This window comes from Bacillus sp. FJAT-42315 (genome assembly GCF_002797375.1).
GTDB lineage: Bacteria > Bacillota > Bacilli > Bacillales > Domibacillaceae > Bacillus_CE.
On the sequence record NZ_KZ454941.1, the window covers coordinates 3126192 to 3145155 of the forward strand.

The window sequence follows — 18964 nt, forward strand, 5'->3', positions numbered from 1 at the left end:
CAACCTCCTCAATTTTTACCGTTGGCTATCTTTTCTTTTTCTTGCTTCAAACGATCTTCTTGCGCTTTTGTTAAAGAAATGATCCGAATAGGAGCTAATCCTACCCCATTTTCAGCCAATCCTAATTCTAGTTGCTTCTCAGTCACTTCTCCTGCTTCCATTAGCTGTGTCGCAATTTCAAACATCGCGACATCCACATTTTTCAACATCGACGTTACAACCGCTTTTTCCGCATAAAAGTATTGATCAGTATCTACACCAATAGCTAACACTTTGGATCTTTGCGCTTCTTTCAACGCGCCTACACCCGTAAAACCAGCCGCTGCATACACCACATCTACTTTTTGAGCAATCATTTGTTTCGCTAGTTGGCTACCAAGCTTGTCATCTCCAAAACTACCCGCATATTTTTCGATGATCGTAATATCCGGCTTAACCGCTCTAGCACCTTTCTTAAACCCTTCAGAAAACTGACGAATGACAGGAACATCAGCACCACCGATGAACCCTAACACATTTGACTTCGTTGTTAACGCTGCTACGACGCCAGCTAAATAACTTCCTTGATCTGCTTTAAAGGTAATTGAAGTGACGTTCTCAAGCTCAGATACTGCATCCACAAGGACAAACCGCTGTTCAGGGTATTTCTTCGCCACTTTCTCTAAATCTTCCTGAATCATAAATCCTAGTCCTACGACGACGTCATTGCCTTGTTCAACGAGCTCGATTAACCCTTTTTCATATGTTTCCGTATCTTTCACTTCTCGGTAATCGAATAAAATCCCTAATTTATCACGTGCATGAACTAATCCGCTAAAAGCCGAATCACTGTAGGATTGATCGCCAAGTCCGACGTCTGATAGCATAATGCCAATCTTCACTTTATCTTTCACACGATCAATCGACTGCTCCTTGCCACATCCAGATAAAATAAGTAAACATATTAACATTAGTAGTGCACATTTACGCCCCATGAAGCAACCACTCCCTCATTAATCTTTCCTTCTGTGATATCGTCAATAATTGAGATCCATTCACTATTTTCACCATGTTTTACAATCCTTTAACAAACTAATAACAAAGCGCTAAATAAAATCCAATTACTGTATAAAAATGAAACTTAATAACTATCCAACGACAAATTCTCACAAAAACCAGGGAGTGACAGGCACCATGTAAATTTGCTATATTTGGTATAAATAACTACTAAAAGGATTGTTTCTATTTTGTTTAACTTTCATAATGCTAGATTGAAATCGGTTCTAATTATATGTGTCACTTTGCTTATGCTTACTTGCTTTCGTCTTGCTTGGGTAGCCTATCATGCTACTCCTGATTCTCCGCTCGCTAAAGAAGGCGTTTTGGATCTTCGAAATATGGAGTTAACGGATGATTATTCGATTCCGCTAGATGGGGAATGGGAGTTTTCACCGGGGCTCGGATTGCATTCTTCGGATACCGAGATCGTTTCTGTGCCAACAAGAGGAAGCCAGGAAATTCATGACCAATTTGGTACGTACAGGTTGCGAATTCTACTGAATCAAGACCAAAAACAAACGTATGGCATTCAGGTTCCACTTGCCAACACCGCTTCTAAATTATTCATTAATGGTGATCTCATCGATCAAGCAGGTGAAGTAGCAGAAACAAACCGTCAGCATCAGGGGCAATATCATTCCTATTCAGCTTTTTTTACAACGGATCAAAATGAAATCGAACTTGTCATGCAAGTCTCTAATTTTGATACACCTAAAAAGGCGAGCATTGAGAAGTCCATTAAATTTGGTTCTGATACATCGATCATTCATGAACAACAGTCAAATAAAACGTTAACAATGATGATCATTATTGTGCTGCTTTTGTACGCTCTACATGCACTATTGATTTATCTTTTCATTTATCAAAAAAAGGTGCTTCTTTTTTTCACAGTGGGATTTCTCTTTACGGCGCTTGATGAATTTATTAATTACAATAAATCGGTACTTACGTGGTTTCACCTTGATTATGATTGGTCGATAAAAGTGACACAATTCGTGTATCTTGTGTCTGCCTTTTTCTTTGTGCAATTGATGAGGAGTTTGCTAACGGAGTATAGAAAAGCGAGAGTCTTTCATTGGTTGAATATGTTATATGGCTTATGCGCTTTGTACATTTTCACCCTGCCGATCCGCTTCATCTTTTCTGCAGAAATTTTCTTTTCTTTATTGTATCTTGGCTCTTTTATGACAGTAATCATTCTAGCTTTGAAATTATATGTCCAAAAACAGGAAGAGTCTTTTTTTCTAGCTTTAACTGCCCTAAGTACAACGTCTGGTATCATCTGGGTCATCATTAAAAGTGTCAGCTCGTACGAAATACCATTCTATCCATTTGATTATCTATTTGCTTTTCTCGGATTTTCTCTCTTTTGGCTTAAACGTTTTCAACAAATGAACCAAGAATCGAAAGTGCTTGTTCATCAGCTCAAGCAAGCCGATAAGCAAAAAGATGACTTTCTTATAAATAGCTCTCAACAATTATGGAATCCTCTGAATGAGATGATTACTATCGCTCAAACAATCCATGACCGCAACAAAGAGGAGATCCCTTTAGAAGATAAAAATGATTTAAAACTGCTCATCGATATTGGGCGTAGCATGTCATTTGTTCTTAATGATCTTCTCGATTTCACTCGATTAAAAGAACAAACGATCCAAATTGATCCGAAAAGCACGAACATTCATGCCGCCCTATTTGGTGTGTTCGATATTCTGAGATTTATCACTGACGGGAAGAACATTCAATTAATATCAACCATTCCGGACGGATTTCCTCATGTACGAGCAGATGAGCAACGACTGATTCAAATTCTATTTAACTTGTTGCATTACACGATTAAGTGTACAAATGAAGGTTCTATTGTTGTGAAGGCAGATTGTAACGAACACACAGCAACGATTCAAATAGAAAGTGCTGGACTTTCTATAAATGCAGAAAGAAAAATGAGCAAACATAGCGAAGAACTTGGGCTGAGAGTTTGCGAACAATTAATTGAATTGCACGGCGGGTCTTTACATACTCAATACTCATCGTTTATTTTTACATTACCGATAGCAAAGGAACAAGCACAGCTAGTTGAAACACAAAAAATTGACTTAAACAAAGAAGTTACTGTCACTGACCTCTCACAACTACAAGAAAAAACAGCTGATAGACATTGTTTTATGATTTTAGCAATAGACGATGATCCTGTTACTCTGAAAGTCATTCGTACTATTTTTCCAGCTGAGAAATATGAAGTGGTGACCGTCACCACCAGTAAAGAAGCATTAGACTTATTAAATGTCATTGATTGGGACTTAATTATTTTAGATGCCATGATGCCTAAAATATCCGGATATGAGTTGATGCGCTTAATCCGCGAACAATACTCAGCGCTAGAGCTTCCTATTCTTTTATTAACAGCAAGAAATTATCCGGAGCATGTGTATACTGGCTTCGCCTTAGGGACAAATGATTATGTGACGAAACCAATCAATTCGCTCGAATTAAAAGTTCGAAGCAAAGCACTGATTGACTTAAAGCATGCCATTAGCGAACGCCTTCGCATGGAGGCAGCTTGGCTTCAAGCGCAAATCCAACCACACTTCCTATTTAATACATTAAATACGATTGCATCACTCAGCACGATTGATTCATCTAGAATGGTTCATCTTCTAAACGAATTTGGGCATTATTTGCATAAAAGCTTTGACGTGAGAAATTTAGAACGAGTCGTTCCAATAGAACACGAGCTTGAACTAGTGCGTTCGTATCTTTATATAGAAAAAGAACGGTTCGGGAATCGCTTGCAGGTCATATGGGAAACAGATACAACACTGACACTAGAAATCCCTCCCCTGTCTATTCAACCATTAGTAGAAAATGCCGTTCAACACGGTGTTCTAAAAAAAGCACACGGCGGAACTGTTTGGATTCGAATCACGGATCACCCAACCTTCACAACAATCGCTGTTATTGACGATGGAGTCGGCATAGAAGAAGAGAAACGGAAACAATTACTTGATGAAAGAATACTTCAAAGAAAAGAAGTGGGCCTGATCAATATAAATAAACGCCTCAAACGGATTTACGGTCAAGGACTGCAAATAAAAAGTTCACTTACTGAAGGAACAGAAATTACTTTTAACGTCCCTAAAGTTATCGAATGATGATCTAAAAAGCGCCAGACACCAATTCATAAAATTGGCGTCTGGCACTTAATTTTGTACGCGAAGATATTCACCTTTTGTCATCGAAATATGACCTGATTCATACAAGCCGCCATCGATTGTCAACATGACTTTTTCAACATTATAATATTGGCCAAATGTGTTGGCAATGCTTTGCAAAATCATCGACTCATAGCCCGCCCCTGCATTCATTTCATTCATAAAAGCTTGATTTAAATCGATATACACGATGCCATCCTTATTTAAATAGAGGCTATTAATTTTTGTATTTTCCGAGAAAACCTTTCCAAGCGAAGAATCAACCGGCTGTTTGTAAGCCTCCTCTAGCTTCTTTCTTGTGATGTCATTCGTCATGAAGCTAATTTTTTTCGTTTTGTATTCTAACTGGTCAGCCTCTATATTTGGATAAAAGAAACGAACCTCTTGAACAAATGGGACATTTTCCTCGATTTTGCTTAATGAAGAGCTAACTTCCATCTCTCCCGATCGAAAGACAGATTTCACTAAACCAATTCCTTTTGCGTAGTAGTCGAGTGTTTCATTCCCCTTGCCTTTTGTCATCACTTCAATCGCGCGATAACTACCTGACGGCGTATCAACCGAAGCCTCAGTATTGGTGATTTTTCTCATACGGCCATCCTGTAGCTTCCAAGCAGTCCCTTTAGTGAGTGGTGCCATTAGCAAAATTTCCTCATTGCTTCCTTTTGCTTTTAAAAGGTTTTCGCGGTAATAAGCTTCTTCTCTCGTCCACACCTTCTTCAATTTCCCTACCTTTACTTGAAGCACATTAGCCAAAACCGTACCACCGTTATCCATTCGTTGCTGCACTTTTCCTTTTTCAAGGTAATCAATCATTACATCGTAGGAAGCATATTCATTGCCCTTTCCCTCATAAACGTATTTCACATTTTCAACCATTGGAAAATAGTCCTCAACGTTTAACTTCTTTTGCAAAAAAGCAACCTTTTTTTGTTCCTTTTCATTTCCATTATATCCTTTAGCCTCTTTTTCACTAGCACATCCAACGATCAGAACAAAGGTGAACACTAACCATATTACTGGAAAAACTTTTTTCACGTGTCATCCCTCCCCTATTCGTCTTGCTTCCTCGTTACCTTACTTTTACCCAGCATCCTTCTCAATTGAAACAATTCTTTTTTGAATACAACTAACTCTCATAAAAAAGGCGGCTAGATGAACAAAATAAAAAATCCCAGATGCCTACAAAATTGGCGCCTGAGATTTTTAACTATTTATTTGATTCAAACACTTTTTTTGCGATCATCAAAGCATTTTGCACGCGCGGAAATCCAATATAGGGAACGAGTTGCAAGATACTTTCGGTAATTTCCATTGTCTTTTAATGCATCCGACTCCACTAATTGTTGTACTTCTCCCTCACTCGTATATTCGCGTAATTTGTCTACTCCCCTTTGAAACCGATCATTTTCCATTCTAATCCCTCCCATTACATTCAAAATTCGCTTTTTTCCTAGCATTTCCTGCAAAAAAATAAAGTGCTAGCTTCAACGCTTAGCACTTTATTTCTCACCAAATTTAATAAACAATCGTTCATCGTCAACTAATCCACAAACCGCACATTGCACTCTTTTTTCCGGTCCGTTATAAGCAATATGCAGCGGCCCTGGATCAATCATACTTTCCATCACATCACCAGTCTGCGGATCTAACCTCACCGCACGAGCCACTTGCTTAATAATATTAAAACGCGATCGATTCGTTTGACAGTTCGGGCAGCAATAACGAGTAGTCATAGGAACCTCCTATTGTATATGATCACCTTTAGGCTTTCCGAAGCACTGAATTCTATGCATTGATCATTCGACAAAAATCGGGGAGTGACAGGCACCCCCCGATTACTGACTAATTCATTTTTCTTCTAGTAACCACCATAAGGATAAGTGCTAACAATAGTAGAGCAATTCCAACAGTTAACCATGTGTACATATTGGTTGCTGTGTTCGGTAATTTATTGTTAGAGTCAGATGTTTTATCGTTATCTGGCTGGTTATTGGAATTCCCAGAATTCCCTTGATTATTGGAGTTTGAAGGATTCTTGCCCGATCCATTTGTACCATTATTATTAGTATTATTGTCGTTAGTGTTATTGCCAGTGTTATCACTAGTGTTGTCGCCTGAATTATCACCAGTGTTATCGCCGGTGTTGTTGCCGGAGTTATCACCAGTATTGTTACCAGTTCCAGCGTCTCCACCAGAACCACTTGACGAGTCATCGTTTTCTTCTTTATTCTTCACAATGACTGTTTTCACTTCAGTTTGGCCTTCTTCAATCGTAAATTTACGCGGAGTCGGATCTAGTACATAACCTGCTGGTGCTTTCGTTTCCACAAATTGATACGCACCTTGTTTTAAATCTTTGACGATTAGTTTTCCGTTTTCATCCGTTTCCAAGTTTTCTTTAACGATATTTCCAAATTGATCCTTTAACATGAAGAATGCTCCCGCTAATAATTTCTTTGGATCATCTTCATCTACTTTCATTAGTTCAACTTGGCCTTTATCCCACTCACCACTCGGTTGTTCAACTACTTCATTTTTAGCCGTCACTTTTGCCGTTTCCTTCTGGTCTTTATCAATCGTAAATTGAAGTGGCGTCTTATCTAATACATAACCGACTGGTGCTTTCATTTCCACAAATTGATACTTACCTGGCTCTAAGTCTGTGACTAGTAATTTACCTTCTTTATTCGTTGATAAATTACTCTTAATCACTTTTCCGTTTTGATCTTGCAATTGGAAGACCGCTCCAGCTAATTTCAATTTTCCATCCGCTTCGTCTACTTTCGTTAACTCAACAGCACCCGGAGCGATTGTATTCTCAAAAGTGACAGTCAACATTTCCTTCTGACCTTTGGCAATCTCAAACTTAAGCGGCGTCTTATCTAGTACATAACCAACTGGTGCTTTCGTTTCCACGAATTGATACTTACCTGGCTTCAAATCTTTGACTAGTAATTTACCTTCTTTATTCGTTGATAAATTACTCTTGATCACTTTTCCGTTTTGATCTTGCAATTGGAAGACCGCTCCAGCTAATTTCAATTTTCCATCCGCTTCGTCTACTTTCGTTAGCTCAACAGCACCCGAAGTTACTGCATTCTCAAAAGTGACAGTTAACGTTTCTTTCTGAGCTTTGTCAATCTTAAATTTAAGCGGCGTCTTATCTAGTACATAACCGGATGGTGCTTTCGTTTCCACGAATTGATAGTCACCTGGCTTCAAATCTTTAACCAGTAATTTACCTTCTTTATTCGTTGATAAATTGCTCTTAATCGTTTTGTTGTTTTGATCTTGTAATTCAAAGACCGCATTCTCTAACTTCAGCTTTTTATCATCTTTGTCCACTTTCATTAGCTCAACAGCACCTGTAGAAAGCTCATTTGTGAAGGTTACTTCAGTAGCCTTTGTTTGATAATTAATGATAACAAAGTCCACAGATGTTTGATTCAACTCATAGCCAAATGGCGCTTTCGTCTCAACGAATTTATACGTACCTTGTTTCAAGTTCTTGACGAATATTTTTCCATTTTCATCCGTTGTTAAACCTTCTTTAAGGGTATTACCGTATTGATCCTTTAACGTAAAGACCGCTCCAGCTAAAGTCTTCTTCGGATCATCTTTATCTACTTTCGTTAATTCAACCTGGCCTTCATCCCACTCGTAGTTTGGCCATTGAATTAATTGATTTTCAAATGTCACTTTGACCATATCTGTTTGGCTTTTCTCAATCGTGAAATCAACAGGCTTCCTATTTAAAACATAACCGGATGGCGCTTTCGTTTCCACGAACTGATACTTACCTGGTCTCAAATCTTTAACGAGCACTTTCCCTTTATCATCTGTTTTTAACTTCTCTTGAATCAATTTGCCTTCTTGATCAATTAACTTAAATTCAGCACCTTTTAAAGTAATCGCAGCATTACCTTTGCGAATTTTCGTTAACTCTACGTCACCTGGAATTAATTTATTCTCAAAATCTACTTTCAACGTTTCTGTTTGACCTTTGACAATTGTAAATTCAAGCGGCGTTGCATTCAGCTCATAATCAGCTGGCGCTTTCGTTTCCACGAATTGATAGTCACCAGGGCGCAAGTCTTTAACGACCAACTTCCCTTCTTCATTCGTTGTTAGCTTTTCTTGAAGAACTTTTCCGTCTTTGTCTTGCAACTCAAATTCCGCATCTTTTAATACAAGTTTATCATCATCTTGGTCTACTTTTGTCAGTTCGACAGCGCCTAAGATGATCTTATTGGTAGGATTAACTTGTTTCATTTCTGTCGGATTCAATTCAATTGTGAATGGAATTGGTGTCTTGTCTAACTCATAACCCAATGGCGCTTTCGTTTCCACGAATTGATAGTCACCAGGGCGCAAGTCTTTAACGACCAACTTCCCTTCTTCATTCGTTGTTAGCTTTTCTTGAAGAACTTTTCCGTCTTTGTCTTGCAACTCAAACTCCGCATCTTTTAATGTGAGATTGAGATTATCTTGTTCCATTTTCGTTAGTTCGACAGTACCAACGATGATCTTGTTTGTGTGACCAACTTTTTTCATTTCTGTCTGGTTTGGTACAATCGTGAATGGAATTGGTGTCTTGTCTAATTTATAGCCCAAGGGCGCTTTCGTTTCGACAAATTGATAGTCACCAGGGCGCAAGTCTTCTACAAGCAACTTCCCTTCTGCGTTCGTTGTTAACTTGTCTTTGATGACTTTCCCATCTTTGTCTTGCAGCTCAAATTCCGCATCTTTTAATACAAGTTTATCATCATCTTGGTCTACTTTTGTCAGCTCAACATCACCTAAGATGATCTTGTTTGTGTGACTCACTTCATCCACTTCTGTTTGATTTGCTTCAATCGTAAATGGAATCGGTGTCGCATCTAATTCGTAACCGAACGGAGCTTTCGTTTCAATGAATTGATAATTGCCCGGTTTTAAATCATCGATGACGATTTTTCCGTTTTCATCGGTTTTAAGTTCAGAATGCGATGTGTCTTCGAAATCCGTTCCGTTGTGATATTGCAGCTTATAGACAGCATCCGGTAGCAATACAGAAGATAGTTCAGCATCGGTTTTTGTCAATTCCACTGAACGAACAATTTTCTTGTTTTCAATCGTTCGCTTCACTTCCGGTGCATTAATTTTCACGACTTTACCCGCTTCATGAATACCAACTACATATCCTTCAGGAGCAGAGTCTTCTTTCAATAAATAGTCGTCATACAACAGATTTTTAAATGTCACTTTTCCTTCTGCATCTGTCGTCGCTGTTTTAATAGCAATTTCACCTTTGCTGTCATAAAGGGTAAACGTCGCTCCAGGTAACAGCTGATCTTTATTCGCTGCATCGACCTTCGTTACTACTAAATTACCGGTCTCTCCAGATCCAGTTCCGCTACCACCAGATAACCTAACAGCAAATTCTTTGCTTTTTTGTGTATCTTCAGTTGTGATTTGTTCACCCGTTAATTTCACAGCGTTGGATACTAAATCTCCGTTTTGCGCATTAATAAACGTTTGATATTCTAAAATATAAGCGGAATCAATATCATTCAAAAAGCTAATTTCAAATGATTGCTTATCGTCAGCATCGGTCTTAATTTCAAGCTTGTAGTCCGTATCTCTAGTTAATTCTTCCCCTTTTGTTACGTTTCCTTCCTCGTCCACCGTTGTGTTGTACAAGTGTAAAGAGTTTTCTAAAAGGATTAAGTTAGCACTTGGTGTATCTGTAATTTTGGCGTTGGAAATTTTTGATTGACCCCAGTTAATAGGAATCGTCCAATCGACTAGTTTTCCGTTTTGTTTTGCTTGCTTTTTAACATATTCTCCACCAAATTGAACCGATACACTAGCAGTTAAATCTGTCAACTTGTCGGTACCGTCAAACAGTGTAGCTGTATTTTTATATTCTTTTACAATCAGTTGATCCTTTAAGCTTGTTTGATACGTAACATAATAAGGAACTGCAATTTCTCCAAAATCAATTCGGAATCCTGGATTGCCCTCTTCGTCTGTAATAGAGTAGTCCACCTTATATTGATCTGTTGCTAGCTCTTTACCTATTATTACTCCGTCCGCTTCCCCATTAAGCTCAACTTCATAAACTTTCAGTGAATCTTCAACCAATTTCTGTCCCTGTAAAATGAAATCTTCCACTTTGGCGTCCGTAATCGCTTTTAAATTATAATTGACACCAATTCCCCATGTGATTTCTTTTGTTTTTGCGTTATATGATCCATTTTTAAATCCGTTATTAGTTGTGTACCGATCTGGATTGAATACAGCTGTAGTCCCTTTGCTTTTCTTCTCTAATGTGACTCCATCTGTCCAACTCATATCGGCATGATTATCAAAACCAGTTTTTGTTTTGTCTATCTTCCAGTCGTTATCGAACTTTGTTGTATAAGTAATCGTATGACTTGCAGTAAGTGGATTTTTAAACTCGATGATATAACCGCTTCTCCACGAACCATCTTTCTGCTTTAACTCGTAATCTACACCTTTTGTTAACCCACTAATCTCAAATGACCCTTCAATCAGCTCAAGCCCACCATTCGGGAATGTATCCGTTAAAACTCCATCTTTCATATTGAAGTTATTCCCGTTTAATTCGATAGTCCAATTAACGGTTTTATCTTTATAATTCGCCGTTTCAGGATTTTTTTTCTTAAGAATTTCTTGCCATGTATTTCGCGTGGCGATTTTTTCTGTTTTATCTGATAAGGTAACTTTATTTATAATAGTCTCACTATCAAAGACCTGCTTTGTTGTAACGGTTTGATAAACAATTTTATAAGCGGATGAGATGTCTTCGTTGAATTGTAGCTTAAATCCATTTTTCCCGGCTTCCATGTCCGTGTGATCTGTTTTAGTGTAATTAGAAACTAGTTCAGAGGATGCTTCCTTTCCATTCGCATCTAAAGTAACTTTGTAAACCTCAAATTTACCGTTTAGTTGATGACTATTAGTGAAAAGGTCATCTAACCAAGCGTTATCTTTAGCAATGGTTTTCTCATTGTAGTTATACTTGATTTCCCAATCGATGGTTTGTGTAAGGGGATTATAGTGTTTTGCACTTTTTTCTAAAGGTTTTCCGCGTCCGACAGAAACCGTGCTCGTCGCGTCAATACCTGGTTTGCCATCCCCTGATAAAGTGGCTGTATTACTGTAGCTTGTTTGATCGGCGTCAGTAATATTTGTTGTATATTTGATCCGATAAGCTTTGTTAATCGTTTCATCTTGAAACTGAAGTTCAAAATCTTTGCCATCAGCAGTTTTTACAATTTCATACTTATAAGAGTCAACTAGTGCCCCTACTGTTGTTGATCCATCTAGATTTATTCCTAGCTCAAACACTTGAATGGAGCCTGGCTGTAATTCTTGTCCATCTTGAATTGGATCTTTCACTACAGCTTTTGTAATCTTTTCTAGTTGCTTATTGATATCAACTGTCCAATCAATCGAGCTTGCATTATAAGCTGTATTCGGAATACCTGATTTTTCAATAGTCTTACCTGGCTTCGGTTGAAAGTGAACAGGTATCGTCACACTTCCACTCTCTGGCGGAAAGTTAATCTCTTGATTCGTACTGCCTTGTAGTTTTTCACTGAATATGCTCCAAACTTCAAGTTCCCCATAAATATCTGAGCGATCGGTTATTGTTTCATTAAAGGTCATCGTAATTTTTCCATCTTGCGTGACTTTAAACGTACCGACATTTCCGCCATTTGCAACTTTTAACTCCCCATCAACCTCATTAAACAGTTGAAAGGCATCGGGTAATTGAAATTCAAATGTAGATCCAGCACCATACTTATGACCGTTTGGAAGCTTCCACTGATAATGCACGCCAACTTCCGTCCCTAACATTGGACGATTGTCTGGATTGTTCTCTGCGTGAATTTCAACATTATCTGTAGTTGTTAACTTAACATCTGTAATGATATTTTCTGTGATTTTTGCTGCCTCTGCCGTCATCTTCACAGATGCTGCGGGAGCCTTATCTGTTGAGACTTCTTTCTCTTCTTCTGTTTCTTTCTCTTCTTCTTTCTGGTCAACCATTCCTACGTCTTCTGCTGGCTTTTCATCTTCTTTGTTTTCAACAGGTGTCTCAACCTCTGACTGAAAAACCACTTGAATCGTTTGTTCTTTCCCTTTCAAATCAAAAGCAACAGGAAGAGTCTCGCCTTCTTTAACAATTGTTTGATCGAATTCAGCTGGAATACTTAGTTTACCACTAGCATCAACTTGGCCTTCTTCCATTTGATTAAAGGTAATCGTTACTTGACCACTTGGATCAACTCGGTAAACTCCGACGCCTGTTTGATCATTTGCTAATAGTGAACCATTGATTTCACTATTAATCTGAAAAACTGACGGGAGTTGGAAGATGAATGTATCTCCTTCCTTCACAGTAGCATTCGAAATAGCCCATTCATAATGTAGCTCTACCTTCGCTTCTCGACTGGGCTTAAACTCTTCATTTTTGTCGGCATCAATTAATTGACCACTTGAATCTGTCATCGTGACATTGGTCAAAATACTTTCGCCTAGCTCTGCTGCATTAATACGTGTGGGAAAGCTAGTCCCATACATCAAATTTTGAAAGAATAAAAGAAATACTAAACTAATTATTCCTATCTTACTTTTCATGCTTCTTCGTCATCCTCCGTTCTACCATAAGTTGAACTTACAGCCTATTTATACTAAGTAATACCTATTTTTCTTTTTCATAATTAATGATAAACTACCAATCTCTACACATTCTAAACATTTCTTTAGAACGTTGCTTTTACAATGATTTTAGGTGAATTAACAGCAAAACCCGCTCCTTTTCACTATTTATATATCGAACAAAACTCGATAAAAGGCAGTAATATATATGTATCATTTATGATTTTAGTAATGTATATATTTTTCTAAATGATGACTAAATTGCAATTTAAAGCAACGGTAAGGATATCGTTTTCTTAACAATCCTGATATGATAAAATTACCCATTTATGTAGATGAAAGATAGAAAGGAGAGATTACTTTGCTGAAATGGATGCGTAATCTTACTTTTGGAGCTGGAATTGTTTTTATCGGCATATTTGCCTACCAGTTTCTACAAAGCGAAAAGCTTCAAAACGAGTCCATGCAAGAAGCGGAGGCGCGTATTGCAAAATATAAAGAGTCACCATCAGATCATGCGACAGTAGACACCTTTAATGTGAAGGAAAACGAGGCTTTTTCCACACTTGAAATTCCGAAATTAGACAAAGAAATCCCTGTTATTGAAGGAACAGATGCCGATTCACTAAGTAAAGGAATTGGACATTTATCCCAATCGGTTCTTCCAGGCCAAGGAGAACAAATTGTCTTATCAGGCCACCGAGACACCGTTTTTCGGGAATTCAATCAAATCGAGATCGGCGATACCTTCACCGTCCATATGCCATACGGCTCTTACTCTTATGTGATCAAGCAAACAGAAATCGTCGACGAAGACGACACATCTGTCATTAGAGAAATGGGAGAAGAAGTGCTTGTCGTCACAACTTGTTACCCATTTAGATTTGTGGGCAATGCTCCCGAACGCTTCGTTGCTTATGCTTATCCGGTGGAGGGTGAGGAGTAACTATAGAAAAACCCCAGCAAGTGCTCCTTATAAATAGGAGTGCTTGCTGGGGTTTGTGGTTACTAAACCCATACTTCACCTTCTCTCTTTTAACCCGATATTTCACTACGCTTATTTCTTAAAAAACCACTTGCTATCCGGGCGATCACGTGGAGTGAAATTCAAAATAAAATAGGAAACAATTAAAATTAAGATAACAAGTGAATAAAATAATGTATTCAACGCATCATCATGATCAACGATGATCAATCTTATCATCGCGGTAATACCAATATAGAGGAAATAGCGAAGTGGAAAGTGGTATTCTTCTTTGAAATACTTCACAATCATTGCGATAAACTCAAAATACAGAAAGAAAATCAGAATGTTAGCTAGATACAATTGATAATCTGCCTGCTCGTCAGCTATTAAAATATGGCCGAAAACGAACAACTCTTTTATTAATAAAAAAGATAAAATGATCGCAAGAAAAACAAGTGAAACATTTAATAAAACTTGTTGTAACTTTGGAAAGAAACGCAAAAAGAAACTATACCCTTGTTTGATTTTTTGCATTCATTCCCCTCCCTTCCTGATTATAAAGTGAAACTTCAATCAGTAGGGGTTTTCTTCATCCCCCACTGATTGTTAGTTGAACGGATCGGGCGTTTACGGGCTGTTGATCTCCCACCTACATGTCTGCGCTTTTCCTGCCCTGTTGAGGTGGGAGTCTTACAGCCCGTTAATGCGGGATAAAATAACCGATTTCATTTTATCACAAAATCAATACTTTGAAGTCCACCACCATGCAAAAAAGCACACGCTCAAATACGTTAATGTATTCAAGCCTGTGCCTTTCATTCTATTATAGCTCCCTCAACAGCAATCCCAATTATACATCACGTTGGAAAAATCAAGCTTCTCTAAATCCTCTTTCGTAATAAAGAAATTGCCGACACCACTATCTCCCCACATAATATCAAGATCATCGTCGGTATCAATTTGAAGTAATAAAATATTATGCTGTTGATATTGTTCTTCATAGCTGCGCGGGTCTTCTTGGGTAAAGAAAGGATAACCGCCGATTTTAGCACCTGTACCTGCAAAATGCTCAGCATATACGTCCCATAATTCTGTTCCATCACCCGTCTCTTGCTCCAAGTCGATCGAAAGGTGTTCAAAGCGATAGTCTCCATCGGAAATCGGCTCTTCATTTAACGTAAATGACAATTTCGCTTCCTTTCCTACTGGAAAATACTCCTCATCCGGCTCTTCCATATAGCTGAAATCAGTCACAAGCTCGGATTCATCAGTTGTAACGTCTGAGTGGTACAGAATGCGGAAGTTCGTTTGATTCGTTGGTTCATCAAAGTCCATTCCAAATAAGTCATCATTTGCGGCAAGATAAAATTGCAATATGCCTTTTTCAGGAAAATGATCAAGGCGTGGTACTTCTGCAAAATTAATTTGTGCTAACAAACGAAGTGGCACGTCGTCTTCACCTTTTGGATGCTCGATCGACTTAGGCAAATATGGGTGACCCGCAAATTTACTTTCAAACAAAGTAGTCGATGTGCAGCTTCCCTCTATTGTTACGACTGGCTGAACCGATTGTTCGAGCTTCTCACGATACAACTCTAATTCCTTTGGTAAATGAAGTGGATGATGATTAGACATGGACTCTCTTCCTTTCCCTCAATCAAAATTTAGACAAACTAGAAACGTATGTTCTTATTTTAACTGATACGCCCATTCATTTCCACCCTTATTTTTCGACAAAAATCGGGCAGTGACAGGCACCTTCTACTTGATCCCAAGGAACGCTGTATCCTTGTCCTTTGGAGCAGAAGATGGAGGAGGAGGTGTAGTCGGGATCAGCGTCTTTGTTGTAGCCAATCGCTTCGATCACTTCTGCTTCATTATGGCAGCGGTCGTAGCCGCCAAAGCTTAAGTGAATCCGCCCTTTTCCTTGGGTGAATGCCGCAAGTTCGGTACTGTAGTGCATAAAAGTCACGACAGGAACTTTGCCTATTAAGGTCGCTTTGTTTCCCTCTGTAATCGGAGGTTCAAAAGAGCCATGAGCCGTTTGAATATCAGCTAACACTTTGCCCATTTGGTCGATATCGACTTTGATTTTAAACTGATAAAAAGGCTCTAACAACACGTTCCTCGTTTTTTCAAGCCCTTGTCTTAAAGCGCGAATCGTCGCCTCACGAAAATCCCCACCCGATGTATGCTGCAAATGTGCCCGTCCATTGAGCAAGGTTACTTTGAGATCGGTTAATGGCGAACCCGTCAACACACCTCGATGCTCCTTTTCAAACAGATGATGACGAACAAGATTTTGGTTTCCGACTGGCAAATCATTCGGATGGCAAGCATTTTCAAAGTGGATACCGCTGTTGCTAGCAGCAGGTTCTAGTTTTAGCTGCACCTCGGCGTAATGACCAAGCGGCTCAAAATGCCCGTAGCCAATCACTTCCGTTTCAATCGTCTCTTTGTATAAAATATTCGGCTCGGCAAATGAAACATCGAAGCCAAAGCGCTCTTTCACGACTTGCTTTAGCACTTCCAATTGAATCGGTCCCATCACATGAATGTGAATCTGTTGCAAAGACTCATCCCAAGTAACCGCTAACGCCGGGTCTTCTGCATCGAGTATTTGAAAGCAGCGCAGCACTTCTTTCATATGAACATTTGTCTCGACTATCACTTTTGACTTTAACGTCGGCACCATTTCATACACCGCTTTTTCAGTTAACGTACCGATACCATCGCCAGCTTCTGCCTTTGTTAGTCCGACAACCGCAAACAGTTCTCCAGCGCTAACTTGATCGACCGTTTGAAATTTTTGTCCGCTATACTTTCTAATTTGCGTCACCTTTTCGGTCGCACCGTCATAGTTAATTTCATCGCGGACACGCAGCGTCCCGCTCAACGCCTTCACAAACGTGATTCTCGTGCCATTGTCCTCATGACGAACTTTGTACACGCGACCAGAAAACATCTCATCTTCTGGAAAACGGGTGTCCGTTAACTGATCAAACATATCAAAAAATTCGCGGACACCAACATCTTGCAAAGCGGAGCCACTTGTACATGGAAATAATTCACCGTTTTGCATTAATTTCTTCATCGTCGTCAACCATAACTCCGGCTGATATCCTTCTGCCATGTATTGCTCTAACAGCTGTTCATCTCGCTCTGCCAAAAACTCAATCGTCTCTTCATCCATTTCCATTGGATGAAAAGAGTTTGGCATCTCACAAATATCTGGAGAGAATTCACTCCGTAGTTCTTCTAACACACCTTCCACATCAGCCCCGACCCGATCAATTTTATTAATAAAGAAAAATGTCGGGATGTCGTGTTTGCGAAGTAGTTGCCACACCGTTTCTGTATGCCCCTCGATTCCTTCGACCGCGCTAATGAGCACAATCGCATAATCTAATACTTGAATCGAACGTTCCATCTCAGCAGAAAAATCGACATGTCCCGGGTTGTCGATTAAATAATAGGTTGAGTCACGATAAGACATTACCGCTTGATCAGCAAATACCGTAATCCCTCTTTGCCGCTCTAGCTCATGATGATCCAAAAATGCCTCTTGATGATCAACCCGTCCTCTTTGTTTAATGCTCTTCGTATGAAATAAAAGCTGTTCCGAAAAAGTCGTCTTCCCAGCATCAACATGTGCCAAAATACCAATTGTTTTTTTCATATAGCCACCTCTTTTCGCTCTACCTCAAAGTATATCAAAAGAAAAGATGACCTCTACTATTATTTATTTCTTGTACAATGAGCCGTACTCCTTGCTCAATTTTTGACTCGTCAACATTGGATACGTTTAATTTGATGATTTTTTCTCGATGGACATCACTTAAATAATTTCCACCCATTGTATCTAACCGTACTTGTTTGCTTTTTAAATTTTGAATGAGTCTGTTGATATTCACATCGTTTGGCAATGAAAGATGTGACTTCATGCATAAGGAAGAAGGACGGTGAAAGTTTCCTAGTGCTACGTATTTTTCGAGCGCCTCATAAAGCGCATTAGAACGAGCTATATAAGAATGGCGTACCTTACTTTTATGCCGATCAAACATGCCGCTTTTTATGTAAATTTCTAAAGCTGCTTGTGAAATCATAGAGCTATCAATATCTGTTACTCTTTTATATTGCCCGAATCTCTCAATTAATGGGTCAGGCAGGACCGCCACGCCCACTCGGAGCCCAGGAAACATAATTTTGGAAAAGCTTTTTAAGTAAATGACGCGATCATTTGTATCGTAAGAGAAAATTGGATCTACCTTTGAATCTTGCTCAAAGTCCGCTAAATAATCATCCTCGACGATGTACACATCATACTTCACAGCCAGTCTTAGAATCTCTTCTTTCTCCCTTTTAGAATAAGACGTTCCTAACGGGTTATGAAATCTCGGCATCGTGTAAAAAAATTTAATCTCTCCGCTACTAAAAATTCTCTCTAACTCTTCTAGATTAATTCCGTCCGCTGTTCTTTCGATCCCAATAGCAGACAGTTGGTGAACCTGAATGTGTTCAAGATATAAATGATAGCTTGGTTGCTCCACTAGTATTTTTGCTTTGTTATTCGGAAATTCGAGCACATTTAAGATATACAGTGCTTGCTGAACACCCGATGTAATAAAAATATTTTCTGTTTTTGTAAACACTTGATACTGTTCTAACTGCTTTTGCACTACTTTGATCAAGGAAGGTAAACCTTTTGGTGTTCCATAAACGAATAATTCTTGCTGGTACGTATCTATTGCTTTATTAATACAATGTTGAAAATCTACATAGGGAAACTGATGCCAATCTGGTGCAGAAGTAGCAAAATCAATCTCTTCTTTTTGATGAGACTGGTCATCAAAGCTTTTTTTGACAACATAGTATCCACTCTTCGGAACAGAGTACACCATATGTCTTTTTTCTAGTTCTTGAAGAGCTTTTATTGCTGTACTTTTACTGCATGAATATCGTTCGGATAAGGTACGAATAGAGGGAAGCTTCTCCCCCTCTTTCAACCGCTCTGTTTGAATCATTGACTCTAACTCATTTAATAGCGACAAATACTTATACATCATCTTCT

General features: G+C 38.8%; 10 protein-coding genes and 1 pseudogene. 2 read left to right on the top strand and 9 right to left on the bottom strand.

The window, feature by feature from the left end; translation table 11 throughout:
- Positions 1-8: 8 nt before the first annotated feature.
- The gene (locus CEF22_RS15345) at positions 9-974 is read right to left on the bottom strand and encodes a BMP family lipoprotein (RefSeq protein WP_100403550.1); all 966 of its coding nucleotides are present in this window, start codon (positions 972-974) and stop codon (positions 9-11) included.
- 312 nt (positions 975-1286) lie between these two features.
- Between CEF22_RS15345 and CEF22_RS15350 the strand changes: the two genes are divergently transcribed.
- Positions 1287-4190: a hybrid sensor histidine kinase/response regulator gene (locus tag CEF22_RS15350; RefSeq protein WP_100403551.1), complete on the top strand. Its 2904-nt coding sequence runs from the start codon at positions 1287-1289 to the stop codon at positions 4188-4190.
- Positions 4191-4238: 48 nt separating this feature from the next.
- Here CEF22_RS15350 and CEF22_RS15355 read toward each other — a convergent pair whose 3' ends face one another.
- The 4 genes and pseudogenes from CEF22_RS15355 to CEF22_RS15370 all read right to left on the bottom strand — a co-directional run bounded on the left by CEF22_RS15355 (position 4239) and on the right by CEF22_RS15370 (position 12905).
- Complete coding sequence (locus tag CEF22_RS15355) at positions 4239-5288, bottom strand: GerMN domain-containing protein (RefSeq protein WP_100403552.1); 1050 nt, start codon at positions 5286-5288, stop codon at positions 4239-4241.
- A 172-nt stretch (positions 5289-5460) separates the two neighbouring features.
- Positions 5461-5562, bottom strand: a pseudogene (locus CEF22_RS19170) (carboxymuconolactone decarboxylase family protein); the annotation flags it as partial.
- 190 nt (positions 5563-5752) lie between these two features.
- Positions 5753-5986 carry a DNA alkylation repair protein gene (locus CEF22_RS15365; protein WP_095480832.1) on the bottom strand — a complete coding sequence of 78 codons (234 nt, stop codon included), beginning with the start codon at positions 5984-5986 and terminating at the stop codon, positions 5753-5755.
- Positions 5987-6095: 109 nt separating this feature from the next.
- Positions 6096-12905 carry a SpaA isopeptide-forming pilin-related protein gene (locus CEF22_RS15370; protein ID WP_100403553.1) on the bottom strand — a complete coding sequence of 2270 codons (6810 nt, stop codon included), beginning with the start codon at positions 12903-12905 and terminating at the stop codon, positions 6096-6098.
- 385 nt (positions 12906-13290) lie between these two features.
- Between CEF22_RS15370 and CEF22_RS15375 the strand changes: the two genes are divergently transcribed.
- Positions 13291-13872: a class D sortase gene (locus tag CEF22_RS15375; protein ID WP_232726215.1), complete on the top strand. Its 582-nt coding sequence runs from the start codon at positions 13291-13293 to the stop codon at positions 13870-13872.
- A gap of 111 nt (positions 13873-13983) precedes the next feature.
- Here CEF22_RS15375 and psiE read toward each other — a convergent pair whose 3' ends face one another.
- From psiE to CEF22_RS15395, 4 genes are all read right to left on the bottom strand, one after another.
- On the bottom strand, positions 13984-14427 hold the full coding sequence (gene psiE / locus CEF22_RS15380; RefSeq protein WP_100403554.1) for a phosphate-starvation-inducible protein PsiE: 444 nt from the start codon (positions 14425-14427) through the stop codon (positions 13984-13986).
- 300 nt (positions 14428-14727) lie between these two features.
- On the bottom strand, positions 14728-15528 hold the full coding sequence (locus CEF22_RS15385; protein ID WP_100403555.1) for a YwqG family protein: 801 nt from the start codon (positions 15526-15528) through the stop codon (positions 14728-14730).
- Positions 15529-15616: 88 nt separating this feature from the next.
- On the bottom strand, positions 15617-17572 hold the full coding sequence (locus CEF22_RS15390) for a GTP-binding protein (RefSeq protein WP_100403556.1): 1956 nt from the start codon (positions 17570-17572) through the stop codon (positions 15617-15619).
- A 34-nt stretch (positions 17573-17606) separates the two neighbouring features.
- Complete coding sequence (locus CEF22_RS15395) at positions 17607-18956, bottom strand: aminotransferase-like domain-containing protein (protein WP_100403557.1); 1350 nt, start codon at positions 18954-18956, stop codon at positions 17607-17609.
- Positions 18957-18964 lie beyond the last annotated feature (8 nt).